The sequence below is a fragment of the Vibrio sp. A2-1 genome, from assembly GCF_021728355.1.
In the GTDB taxonomy this organism is placed as follows: Bacteria; Pseudomonadota; Gammaproteobacteria; order Enterobacterales; family Vibrionaceae; genus Vibrio; species Vibrio splendidus_K.
Window position 1 is genome coordinate 142,553 of sequence record NZ_JAKKCO010000006.1, and the last position, 14,812, is coordinate 157,364.

General features: G+C 45.7%; 1 protein-coding gene (only partly in view). It reads right to left on the reverse strand.

Annotated features, from left to right (window positions below; genetic code table 11):
- On the reverse strand, positions 1-14,812 hold the end of the coding sequence (locus L3V33_RS18330) for a retention module-containing protein (protein ID WP_237290998.1). Its footprint extends 15,365 nt past the window's final position; 14,812 of the gene's 30,177 nt are visible here — the last part of the coding sequence; its start codon lies beyond the right edge, outside the window; the stop codon is at positions 1-3.

Genomic DNA, 14,812 nt, shown 5'->3' on the forward strand with positions numbered 1-14,812 from the left:
TTAACCGTGAGTGATGACATTTTGTTGCACTAACGCATCCAAAATATCCGAAGGCATGGTGCCACTTAAGGTTAGCTGAGGAGCAAGGTCTTCAACCACAATCACTTGCTCTGTGGTGCCCAAACCATCAGGGTTGATCGTTAGTTCAATATCATCCCCTTCCACTTTCGCGTCTATCTGTTGTAGTAATGCAGACATGTCTGGAGATGTATTCTTCAACTCAGGTAATACTTCTCGTAGGTCGATTTGGTCTCCTTCAGACAGGCTAAAATCGGTAATGGTGTCTTCAACGCCATCTTCGATATTAAGCCATACGAACGAGTCCATACCATCGCCACCGGTTAGAATATCTGAACCGCCGCCACCAATGAGTGTGTCGTTACCGTCACCGCCAACCAGCGTATCGTCACCCGCTCCACCTACAAGTCGGTCATTTCCAGTACCGCCAGTGAGGTTTGTATCAAAGTTACTCGCTAAAAGTTGCACATCGTCTGTTTCAGAAGACCGATCGAGATCTATTGGGTTGGCAACAATATTGAGGTTTAGATCAATGTTTTGTGATATCGCAATATCGTTGTTGTCCGTCTCTTCAGATACCGCCTCAACTTTCAGCGTGTAGTTACCCGGGGTTAACGGCTTACCTAATGATGACTGCTCGACGAGTCTGAGACTATCGATCGCATCAGCCGTCGCTATCCAAGTATCACCCACCAGCGAAACCGTACCCACATCACTGGTTACATCAACACCATCCGGGACATCACTTATCTTCAACGTTAACTCTTCAGTAATGTCCGTCAATGCAGCGACAATTCCAACTAAAGCGACTCCACTACTAGCGACCACAGATGAGCTGGTCGTAATGTTTCTCACATAGTTAAATGCCGGATCAATAGACAAGGTTGGCGCATTAGCGACTGGTGTCACTGCGATATTATAAACCACAGGGGCAGTTTCAATCGCGATACCAGAAGGGTTACCGCTGTCTTTGGCGATGACTTCCAATCCAATGCTATTGGTTGGAGACAAGCTCGCATCGAGGTAAACACCATTTGGACTGGTTGGCGTATCAATCAGTGCATTTAGGTCACTCAGAGTACCGACTAAGATAACCGAACCAGTGTTGTTGCCGTTGACCATCACCGTCGTCACTGCCGGAAGTGATACGTTCAATGTACCGTAATCCACTGTCAGCGTGACGGTCATTAAGTCGTTAGAAAATGCATCCACATAATCTGGGTCGCTAACATTGATACCACTCAATAGCTGACCAACATCCTCGTCAATAACAGTAGTTACACTGTCACCATCAACAACAGGTGTATCGTTCACTCCATCGACAATCGCGGTAATCTCCGCAGTATCCGTTAAGAAGTCATTAGCGCCGTTGGTTGTACCATCATCTTCGACGGTATAGGTGAACTTAACGTTACCGTTGTATTCATCAGCCGCCGTAAATATCCAGTACGGGCCAGTAATCATAGCGTCATCAGCGCCACCTACGTTTTCGAAGCGCTGTAACTGACCTTGGCCTTCATCGAGCACCAGATTAGTCACGGTAATCGTGTCGTTTTCCGGATCGCTCGTCGCAGCAATTAAGTCTTCCTCTTTGATGATCAACTGACCTTCTTCAAGGATGTTTCCTAAGTCGATATCCGTTGCCACTGGTTGATCATTCACTTCCGTTACCACAACGCTAATTTCGCCACTGTCTGTTAAGAAGTCATCAGCGCCATTGGTTGTGCCATCGTCCTCAACGGTATAAGTGAACTTAACATCACCGCTGTACTCGTTGGCTGCGGTAAATACCCAGTATGGGCCAGTGATCGTAGCATCATCAGCACCGCCCACGTTCTCAAAGCGTTGTAATTGGCCCTGACCTTGATCGAGCACCAAGCTGTTCACAGTAATCGTGTCGTTTTCCGGATCAGTGGTTGCTGAAATCAGGTCTTCCTCTTTGATGATCAACTGACCTTCTTCAAGCATGGTGCCCAAATCAATATCCGATGCCACTGGCTGGTCGTTGACTTCTGTCACCACAAGGCTGATTTCAGCGCTATCGGTTTTAAAATCATCCGCACCATTGGTTGTACCATCATCGATAATGGAGTAATTGAATTTAACGTCGCCGTTGAAATCATTATCTGCAATGAATATCCAGAATGGCCCCGTAACCCCAGCGTCATCAGCACCACCAGCATTTTCATAGCGTGTAAGCTGACCTTGCCCTTGAGTAAGAGTCACACCGGTTACTGTGAGATTATGGTTTTCTAGATCAGAACTGGCTGCAATCAAGTCACTTTCAACAATCACGATTTGACCGTCTTCCGCAATCGAGCCTAAATCCACATCAGTCGCCACAGGAGCGTCATTCACTTCCGTCACCTTAATGGTAAACGTAGCTTGATTGATTTGACCGGTATTCGGATCACCCGCGTCAATCAGACCGTTATTACCACCGTCATCGAGGGTCGCATTGATTGTGACTAAACCACTCTGGTTGAGGTAATTCTGATCTGGATCGGGTTTGAAAGTCACAGCTCCATTAGTCAATGCGGTATTGATGTCGGCTTCTTTACCGGTAATCACCAATGAGCCGTCAGGTTGCAATACAAACGTCACGTCAGGAGAGCTGGTAAACTCAAACACACCCTGTGCACCCGGCAGTGTTTGGTCGACTTTAAGCGTCAGTTCATACGGAGCATCTGGATTATCAAAGTTAGCGTCGACGTCGTAGATACTAAAGTTGTCGATAGCGATACTGATGTCTTCCGGCGTTTCAATATTCGTTACGTTCACAAAGATCGGTTGATCGTTAATAGGATCAATCACCAGATCGACATCGAAGCTGGTTGGCGTACCTAGGTACTCTGTATTATCAGCATCAGTATCTACTGAACGTACCGTAATCTGCAGTGGACCATTGATACCCAGTACATTGCCTGTCTCACTATTATGTTCTCCAGAATTGAATACGATCTTATCGAGCGACTGTGCAGGAACATCAAGTGTCCAAAGCTGCGTCGCCGGATCGTAGCTAGCCAATGTCGCGCCATCTGGATAGAAAATAGAAGCATCTTGAGGAACACCCGCCACTTCAACTCGAAGCGTTTCGGGCGTATTCTCGGTATACGTCCCGCTTCCCGTTGCAGACAATTCTTTGTCCAAAATAGTCGCATTGATTTCGATATCAATGTTTTGGCCTTCATTGCCTGTCACAGAATCGGTTGGGTTGGTATCAACATCATCACCAACGGGTACCACGTGTAATTTGAAGCTTGGTAAATTTGCCGCTGCAGTAGGCACGCCCAACAACGATTCCTGGGTAAAGACTTCAACACCAAATTCGGCCGTACCACTGAAGTTTTTAGGCGGTAAAATCGAGATCTCACTTAAATCGAATGACAACCCCGAAGCTTGAGGCAGTTGAACACTCCACTCTCCATTACCATTATTTTTCACGGTATATGTCGAGCCCGCATCTGCACGCATTTGGAAACCATCAGGGACATCGGTAAACTTAATCGACACAAACTGTTCTGAACCATCAAGGTCAGTCAGTGCAATCGATACAGGCCCTGTACCCGACAGAGAGATGAGCTGGTCTTCGTTGCCAGTAATCTCGATAACATCCGGATCGCTACCCGGTCCAGTAACAGACACGTCATCGACCACAGGAACGACTTCAAAGCTGACACTTGTAGAGAAAGTATCGGAGTCTGTTGCCGTACCCGCAGGAGAAGCAGGATCATTATAAGTTGCGGTATCTGTGACTGTACCGCTGACATTAACCTGCACTTGGTTAATATCATTACCCGTTGGGTAATTTTCGATTGCCCTAAAGAGCACGTTATCGAGTGCACCCGCTGCTATTTCAGCCTGATTAAACGTAACAGATGTGCCTAGTGAAGTACCCGTGTTGTCATAGAATGCACCTATAGAAGGATCGTCCAACGTTAAAGTAATGGACGTAAACGCTTCTTGGCCGCCTTCGACGCCGGAAACCTGATCCGAAATGGTCGAATTGAAGTCGAGCTGAATATAGGTGTCTTCGTAACCCACCGGATCTTGCCCAGCTTGACCGTCGGTATCAACAGGATTAAAGGCATCATCAAGAGAACCCACGACATTCACCTCAATCGTTGGATCCGTCTCAGCATCTGGTGCGACTTTGATGATAACTTCAGTCACTAAAGTCTTCTCATCGCCAGATTGTAAATCTTTGGTCACTATGGTTAGAGGTAATCTAAAGTCACCCGAGTAATCGGCAGGCAAGTTAAGTAACAGCCCTGAGAAATCAGTTGGAACGCCCTGTTCAACGGTTGTCTCAAATACATATTTTCCATTAACAAAATCGACTTCACTGCTTCCCGCTAAACTAATTGGGAAAGTGCCTCCTGGGTTAATGGTCACGGAGTCATCAATGATAATAGTCACTTGGTCTACCGAAGCATCTTCTCCAGAGAAAGTGATTACACCATTTAGTGCTGCACCTAAATCAAGTTGCGTGTCTTCGATAGCGTCGACAACACTATTAGCATCCATTGTAATGTTAGCTGCAACCTCACCTCCCCCAACAAGTACTTCTGGAAATGATAATGTCACTTCGCCTTCCCGAATAACGGCAGGAGATGACTCAACCTCAACACCATCACCGCGATCAACCACCGTACTAAAGATAGTCATCTTGATGTCATTAAATACGTCTGGAAGATTAGAAATAGGAGGGAAACCAAGACCATTAGGAGCACTGATACTAAACAAGTCCTCATTCGTCACAACCCAACGACCATCGCCTTCATAAGCCGCGCCAATAACGAGTAATTGATTCAATACGTCATCTGATAATGGAGTCTTATTCGTGTCATTATTCGTTAATTGAATAACCAGTTGGTCGACTTCCTCAATAGCAGATGATGCATCGGTTTCTTGATATCGAATAACAAATTCATCCGTGGCGGATGGATTGTCGCTGTTGGTTGTAAACTTAAGTACACCAGTCAAAGGATCGGCGCTCACCGTACCCAAAGAACCAGTTCCAGCCACGTCGTCGACGATAAGCTGATTATCGATACCATCATCAGGCTCAACAACGGGCCTTACGACAACATTGATCGTACCTTTAACCGTCGCAGTCGCAATACCCTCACCTGGGTTAGAAGAGTCCACATATTCGTGATCACGCTCCTCAACGTCTACTTCTGTAGTCAATGTAAAATCAACGCTAGAGTCCGTTGGCGGAGTCATTTGAATAAAGTTATTCGACAATGCAATTTGGGTAAATTGTTCCGGCGTCTGATTCGCGTCTTTAGGGGTAATCGTTAACGTACCCGCACCATCATTCACAACAGTCACATCACCATTTACGGTGGGTGTGACACCCGGTGGAATACCGGAAATCTTAATTGAAGTGAAATGCTCATCAGAGTCGATATAGTCAACGCCTTCAGGATGCCAATCGATGTTGATAGCAGTATCTTCGTTCCCGTTTGTGACGTTGTTGTAGGTTGCTGAGGTATCGATGATAGGCTCAACCAACACTCGAATTTCTTGATCAAAAGAAAGCGTGTGACCGTCGTTTTCCGTTACGATCACTTTGCCTTGAATGTGGATATTCTCGGTCGAAGAGTCGACAGGTCGAATACGAATACCTGACGTTGTACCCGCCTCCGTAATGTTAGCTTCGTAGATAGGTTTTGATAAATCAGGGCTACCGCCAGGTCCGGTTTCGTAACCCACAAAGTTAAGATCAATAACCGTACCGTCACCATCCTCGATTATAACGCCATCAGGAATACCCGATAAGATGACCGTTATTGATTCGGAACCATCGTCCGATAATGGTGTAGTGCCTGAAGCAGGCTTTCTCTCCCCCGACAATACCGTGAAGTCAAGCAGAGCAAAGCTGTCGCCGTTTTGACTCTCTTGAATCGTCGTTTGAACGCCGCTTGCAGTACCATCTGTAATTGCGGTCCAATCGGTACCATTCGTCCCACCATAAGGTGTGTCAGCAACCCCTTTCACTTCAACGTTAACCGTTTTAGTACCGAGTATTTCTACATCGACTTGTTGTGGGTTGGTTGACAGGTTTGCTGTGTCCTTCACTACGCCTGTAACATCAAAAGTGAAATCCACATTGCTGTGTTTAGTTGGAACCACTTCAACATTAGCCAAATCGGAATACGCTATTTCGTGATAATTGGTACCACTGACAATAGGAACTACTGTGGTTGTACCTACAAAGTAAAGCACAGCCCCTTCTGTAATATTGCTGATACGAACAAACAGTTCTTCAGAGCCATCCGTATCGACCGACCCTGTCATGGTGATGACTTCGTCTAGCGTGAATGCATCTTTGTTATCCAAAGGCCCAAGGTAATCGGGATTATCAATATTGTCTTCGTTGATTTGAATGCGATTTACACTGAATTTTCCAGGGTCCGCGTCAGCGGTGACATCAATAATGATGTTTTGCTCTACAGAACGGGCCTCAGTTTTATCATTTGCTCCGCCGTTGGCAGTATCTTCATAAGGATTCAGTGTTTCCTCTGTAACCGCTGTTGCTTCAAACTCTATCTGACCTGAGAAATTATCGATCGGGTTAACCACGGTGCTGTTAATGTCTTCTGCCGCTATTTTATATACACCATCCGCCGTCGGCGTAAGCACATTGCCGTCTTTATCAAGCAGCTCAAACTTCCCGTCACCTTCAACAACTTTTAACTCATAAGTGATCGTTTCAGTTTGGCTACTATCTTGTGATTCAGCGTTTAACTGCAACGTGACATTGTCTTCATCTTCGTTCACTTGATACTGATACGTGCTACTGGTGTCATCCCAAGTCGCAATATCAGCTACAGCTTCAATCTCAATTCTGAAGTTTGAATTAACGGTGTGATCCGTACTGCCATTTTTCTCAATTTCAAGCTCATAGCGAACTCGCCCACCAGTTTCATCCGAACTAGCGTGTTGGTCAGGAACAAAGAACAGGTTGTCTATCGTCGCGATAGTTTGTCTTGGTTCACTCGGGTTTGGAGCGAAGCTTTGTTCGAGTTCAGGAGAGCCAAATATAATGCTCCCATTTGACTCAGGCACTAATTCAATGTAATCAGCACCATCAAAGTAATAAAAAGTACCTTGGTGACTATCACCTCCGTTCGGGCTTTTAATCGTCAACTGCCCAATAGATTCAGCGTTATCTTGGTCATACAGACTAACTTGCAGCGCAACTTGCGCTGGCGCATTCGGCAAACCATTTTGGTTATCTTGAACATTCTCAAGAGTCGGTTCATCGCCTGTTGCGTAAGGTATGGTTGAGTCTCTACCCGCATCCTCGAAGGTCGTCACTTTCAGCGCAATTCTTGTAGAATCCCTATCAGTAATCGTAATATCTAACGGTGTTTCAGAGGTGTCTAAATCGCCATCCGTCGCAATCACGTTAATCGAGAAGTCGATAGTGTCTAGGCCGTCATGATCGAGATAGCTGTTAGCTTTGAATTCAACCTCACCATTTGAGTTGATGCGTAAAGTACCAAGCTGCCTTTCCTGAGTACCACCATTGCCATCATCGGTTTGCTCATAAACGCGGATAATTCGACTTCCGCTTTGAAGATTTAATGCGTCACTGTAATCAGTCGCATTACCTCTTTGGAAAACAATATCTGCACCATTATTTGAGATACCCTCAATTCGACTCAGTACCGCACCATCAGCCCCTACATCCGTCGCATTAGCAAACATGTCGACTTTAGAGTTGTTGTAACCCTGCCCTTCAAGACGAGTAATCGATTGAGTTGTCACCAACGGAACATCATCAGTAACCGTGATTTTTAGATCGATCGCGTCTGATTGGTCTTGGTCAAAATCTTCAGCCACGATAGAGAAATCAAGCTCTATGGTGTTTTCATTCGCGCCATCAGGGTGCTTAAGTGGTTTAAACAGCTCAAATTGATAGCTGTTGTTTGAGGTATCAAAAATGATTTCAAACACAGGCTGATTGCTGGTTACAGTCTGTGCAACATAAGTGAAGGTTGTACCGCTTTGTGAAACAGGCAGCCACTCTAGGCTTTCTCCATCAGAAGTTAAGCCTGTAATCACCAAGTTTTCATCGACTAATTCGTACTTAACAACACCATCAGCACCTTCATCGACCGTGAACAGTCCATTAATAACGGTATCTTCAGATTGATCCGAACCTATGCCTGTAAGATCGTCTTCATCGACAACCGTTTCGCCCGTCGGCGGCGTCATTTCCGGGACATCATCAATGACTTTAATTGGTAGTTGATACTGGTTGGAATCATCGCCATCACCGTCTACCGCCACTACATCAAAGAAGATAGACAGACTATTTCTCGCCTCTGAGCTAGGCTCATGGTCTAGAGGACCAAGCAAGGTAAATGTGTATGACCCATCGTTACCCAAAGCAAGAGTAAAAATCGGTGTTCCACTTGTGGTGGCTCCTTGATAGGTGGTTGTGTTCGCAACCCCAGTGATCTCTGTGATCGAAATCGCTTCACCACTTGAGGTAAGCGTAGTTTCTAGAGTCGCTATATTACGTAGTTCATAAACCTCGACTTGATCTGCACCTTCTGTGGTTACAAACGAACCCGTCGCTTGTGCCAGAGTGCCCAAATCATCTTCATCAACCACAAACGTACTCGCGCCAGTGGTATCAGTGATGGTTGGAACATCATCGGTAATGGTCACCGTAAGAGGTTTCACCGCTGAGTCAGTGTTGTCTTTGTCGACTGCGATCACTGGCAAGGTGAAGATTTGATCATTGTTACCTTGTACAGGCAGGTGATCTAACTCTTCCAACAAGGTGAATGTGTACTCTCCTAGAACCACGCTGCTAAAGGTGATGGTGAAGATATCCGTTTGGACACCGCCGCTTTCAACGTAACCAATATAATTATCGCTGTTTAGAGGATCTTCTTTTAACTGAACCACCAAACCATCCGCTTTCAGATCGCCTGATGTGTTGAATTGAGCCGGATCAATACGGAAGTGGCTCACATCATCACTTCCTGCTGTGAAAGTAATGGTTTCAGTTTGGCTAACAGGTAAACCCGGTGAAGAACCATCAATCAGATTTGCTTCAGCCAACGCGACAGTCGGTACGGTGTCGATAGTTGGTGGCGCGCCATCGGCAATAGTTAACGTCACTGTAGACGTCACGATATCGCCGTCTTTATCTTCAGATGTCACCGTAATGGTCTTGACGATATCGCCACTAGAGTGGTCTAGATTGCGGTTAGGTTCAAAACGTACATCCCCTTCGAGATTGATAAACAAGGAACCTTCAGTGAACACAAATTCTTGCTCACCCGTGTCGGTTTGTACCAAGGCTGTTTCAGCTTGATTGTCATACACAAACTTAGTGATTGTCGCGCTATCTGCACTTTGCGCAGGCATCACATCAAATGTCGTTGTGGTTGGTGTTCCCGTGGTTGGCTCAATAATGTTGAGCGCACCTGACTGCATCAGCTGAACATCATCGGTGATGGTGACAGTCAGCGGTTTAGACGCTGAAATATCACCATCGGTATCTTCCGCGTAAACAGAAAGATCAAAGCTCAGATCGTTGTTTCCTAAACCATCAACATGGTCTAAACGCTCAAGCAGAGTAAATGTGTATTCCCTCGGATTCGTATCATCAAAATCCAGAGTGAAGATTACTTTCTCAACACCTGAACCATTAGTAGTAAATGCAATGTAGTCGCCTGAACCAGCTGGATCTTCACGTAAACTCAATTCAAGGCCATCAGACTTCAACGCGCCGTTGGTATTGAACAATCCTACTTCCACCACTATTTCAGCAATATCATCACTGCTTGCAAGTGAAGTAATGGTTTGAGTCATACTCACAGGGTTTACGCTAGGCGTCGAACCATCAGCAAGTAAGCTTTCTGACAATGCCACACCCGGCACAACGTCGATTGTTGGCCCATCACCATCAACAATGGTGAGCGTAACCGTCGACGAAAAGATATCGTTATCAAAGTCTGAAGACGTGAACACGATTGACTTAACAATGTTCCCTGCAGAGTGATCAAGGTTTCGATTAGGCTCAAACCTTACGTCACCATTTAATGTCACAAACAGTGAACCTTCAGTGAAAACAAACTCTTGTTCGCCACTGATGTTCTGATTCAGAGTAATTGCAGAGCCACCGTCATACGTGAACTGCGTAATGTTCGCGCCGTCTGCACTTGGTATTGGCATCACATCAACGGTAGTTGTTGTTGGAGTACCAGAATTTGGCTCGGTAATGGTTAAGAAGCCATCTTGCATTTGCTGGATGTCATCTTCTATCGTAACCACAACATCGCGCTTTGTTGACTCAGAATCATCTGTATCAACAGCATAGATAGGCAAACGGAAAGTAAGGTCGTTGTAAAGCACGCCATCAAGGTGATCAAGTGCCTCAATCAAGGTAAATGTAAACTGAGCTTTGTTTGCACTATCAAAGCTAATGGTAAATACATCGGTAACGTTACCCATACCATCATCGGTATAACCAATGTAGTCACCAGCAGAAGCAGGATCTTCTTTTAGTTGAACAACAAGACCACTTGATTTCAACAGATCGCCAGGATTGAATTCGTTGGTCGCAATTCTAAAGTGACTAAAATCATCACTTCCTTCGGTGTAAGTGATTGTGTGAGTCGAACTTACCGGAGAACCAGTTGGCGTCGAGCCATCCGCTAGGTTGACTTCCGATAAGTTAACATCTGGAACCACATTGATCACTGGATCGATACCGTCTTTGATCGTCAAAGTGACATCTGCAGTATCTGTATCGTTATCAAAATCACTGGTGGTAACGACAATCGTTCTTACAATGTCGCCAGATGAATGGTCTAGATCTCTGCTCGGCTCAAAACGAACCTCCCCTTCAATGGTGATGTACAGTAAGCCATCGGTTACGGTAAAGACTTGTTCTGTAGAGATGCTTGGGTCTAACGTTACAGCTGTGCCACCATCGTAAGTAAACTGTGTCACTTTCGCGCCATCAGCACTCTGCGTTGGCATAACATCAATGATTGCCGTCGTAGGTGGCGTACCCGCAGCCAAATCAGCTAATGAAGGCTCAGTGATACTCAAGGTACCATCTTGAACACCTTGTACGTCATCGGTGATCGCAACCGTCATTGGCGACATTGCAGAGTCATCACCATCCGCATCAACCGCTAACACAGGGACATCGAAGCTTAGTATATTGTTTTGTAATCCATCGACATGATCTAACGCTTCAAGCAGTGTGAACGTGTATTGCCCTAAATTGCTCGTCGAGAAGCTGATCGTGAAGACGTTGGTTTCTACGTTAGAACCGTCTTTAACGAAGCCAATGTAATTACCAGAATTAGCTGGCTGCTCTTTTATCTCGACATCTAGACCGTTCGATTTCAAAGCCCCTAAAGTATTAAACTGCGTAGGGTCAATTCTGAAATGGCTTACGTCGTCACTACCCGCTGTGTAAATAATGGTTTGTGTCATTGTCACTGGATTACCGGTTGGCGCAGAGCCATCAGCCAGATCCACTTCAGATAACGTAATTCCGGGAACAAGGTCAATAGTAGGAAGGTCACCATCAACAATCTTCAGCGTCACGGTCGATGTAACAATATCGCCATCGAGGTCAACAGACGTCACCTCAATCGACTTGGTAATATCACCACCTGCATGGTTTTGATTGCGCACCGGTTCGAAACGTATCTCACCTTCCGTCGTAATGAATACCGAACCTTCCGTGAAGACGAACTCTTGTTCACCATTCACATTCAAATCAAGACTTTCTGCAGTGTTACCGTCAAAAACAAATGAAGTGACTTTGGCTCCATCAGCACTTTGGTTTGGCATCACATCAAAGGTATTCGATGTTTCTACACTTGTTGCAGGCTCACGACTGGTGATTGTGCCGCCTTGCATCAACTGCACATCGTCGCCAATGGTCACGCCAAGCTGAGAAACTAACGAATCATCGCCATCACTATCAACCGCATACACAGGTAGATTAAAGCTTAAATCGTTGTTGCCGCGCGCATCTTGATGATCGAGAGCTTCGATTAAAGTAAATGTGTATTCGCCTAAGGTTCCGGAGTTGAAGTCCAGTGTAAATACTGTCGTCTCTACATTAGACGAACTGGTAGTAAAACCGATGTACTGACCAGAGCCTTGAGGATCTTCACGCAGTTCGACCGCTAAGCCATTCGATTTAAGTGCATCGTTGGTATTGAACTCGGTTGGTTCTAGGCGGAAACGAACCACATCGTCACTTTGGTTGGTGAAAGTAATCGTCTGTGTTGAGCTGACCGCGCCGGCGCTTGGAACCGAACCATCCGCTAAGTTTGTTTCTGAGAGAGTAACGCTTGGCACAGCACCAATGGTTGGAATGTCACCATCGGTAATGGTTAGCGTAACGGTTGAGGTCACCGGATCGTTATCAAAATCACTTGAAGTTACCACTATCGACTTCACGATATCTTCGTTGGTCGTGTGGTCAAGGTCACGAGTAGGTTCAAAGCGCACTTGGCCTTGAAGAGTGATGAATAACTCACCTTCGGTAAAACTAAACTGCTGCTCGCCTACGATGCTTTGATCGAGTGTTTTGACAATACCGCCAAATGAGAATTCAGTGATTGTCGCACCATCGGCACTCTGATTTGGCATCACATCAATGGTGTTGGTTGTGATTGTTCCGTCTGCAAGATTTGGCTCAGTGATATCTAACGTACCGTCTTGCATGATTTGGACATCATCACCAATGGTCACATTCAATTGAGACACCAATGAATCGTCGCCGTCTGTGTCAACCGCATAAACCGGAAGCTCAAAGCTCAGATCGTTATTAGCTAGGCCATCTGTATGGTCTAGCGCTTCAATTAAAGTAAAGGTGTATTCACCTAGCGTCGTTGCCGAGAAGCTAATGGTGAAGACAGGAACTTCAGTGCCTGAGCTATTGGTAATAAAACCGATGTAAGTACCCGGATTAGCCGAATCTTCTTTTATCTCAACCGAAAATCCATTCGATTTCAGTGCACCGCCCACATTGAACTCTGTTGGCTCAATACGGAAACTCGCCACATCATCACTTTGATTGGTGAAGGTAATCGTCTCTGTTTGACTTACAGCACTGCCGCTTGGCGCTGAGCCGTCACTAAGATTAGTTTCAGACAGAGTAACGCTTGACACTGCATCAATGGTTGGGATATCACCATCAGTAATAGTCAGAGTGACCGTTGACGTCAGTACATCGTTATCTAAATCGCTTGAAGTCACCACAATCGACTTCACGATGTCTTCGCTCGCTGTGTGGTTTAGATTGCGATTTGGCTCGAAACGCACTTCACCTTGCAAGGTGATGAACAGTGAACCTTCAGTAAATACAAACTTCTGTTCACCGGTGTCGTTTTGGTCGAGTGTTATTGCCGCCCCGCCATCGTAAGTAAACTGAGTGATTGTCGCGCCATCGGCACTTTGGCTAGGCATCACATCAACAGTGGCTGTCGTCGGAGTACCTGCAGCCAAATCAGCAACCGTTGGCTCAATAATATTAAGCGCTTGGTTTTGCATGACCTGTACATCATCACCAATGGTCACATTCAGTTGAGACACCAGTGAATCATCACCATCGCTATCAACCGCATAAACAGGAAGATCAAAAGTCAGATCATTCTTCACTAAGCCATCTACATGATCCAACGCTTCAAGCAGGGTGAAGGTGTATTGACCTAAATTGGTATCCGAGAAGCTAATCGTAAACACGTTAGTTTCAACGTTCGAACCATCAGTCACAAAACCGATGTAGCCACCCGGTGTAGTTGGGTCAGCTTTCAGTTCGACCGCCAATCCGTTCGATTTCAGAGCACCACCAACATTAAAATCAGTCGGTTCAATACGGAAACTCGTCACGTCATCACTTTGGTTAGTAAAGGTAATGGTTTGAGTTGAACTTACCGCACTTGCATTCGGAGCAGATCCGTCGCTCAGATTCGTTTCTGACAGAGTAACGCTTGGCACCGTGTCAATCGTTGGGATATAGCCATCAGTAATGGTTAGCGTTACCGTTGAAGACACAAGATCGCTATCGGAATCACTTGAAGTTACGACTATCGACTTCACGATATCGCCACCAGTATGGTCAAGGTTACGACTTGGTTCGAAACGAATATCGCCTTGCAGAGTGATATATAATGCCCCATCAGCAACCACGAACTTCTGCTCACCTGTATCGTTTTGATCAAGCGTTAATACCGCCCCACCATCATAAGTGAACTGAGTAATGGTCGCCCCATCAGCACTCGCGGATGTTAATACATCAAATACTGATGTTGTTGGCGTGCCTGCAGCCAAGTCGGCAACAGTAGGCTCTTCGATACTAAGCGAACCACTCACCATCACTTGAACATCATCAGTAATCGTCACCGATAGTGATGACATTAACGAATCGTCACCGTCGGTATCCACTGCGTAAACTGGCAAGTCAAATGTTAGGTCGTTATTTCCTTGAATTGGTGTGTGGTCAATCGCTTCCAGAAGCGTGAAGGTGTACTCACCCAAAGTGGTACTGTTGAAATCGAGTGTAAACACAGTGGTTTCGACATTCGAAATATCGGTCGTGAAACCAATATAATTGCCTGATCCTGTTGGTTCCTCTCGAATCTCAATGATCAAGCCATCGGACTTGAGCGCGTTGTTAGTATTAAATTCACTTGGTTCTAGACGGAATTTCTCAACATCGTCACTTTGATTAGTGAAAGTGATGGTTTCCGTTTGACTAACCGCGCTGCCACTTGGCGATGAGCCA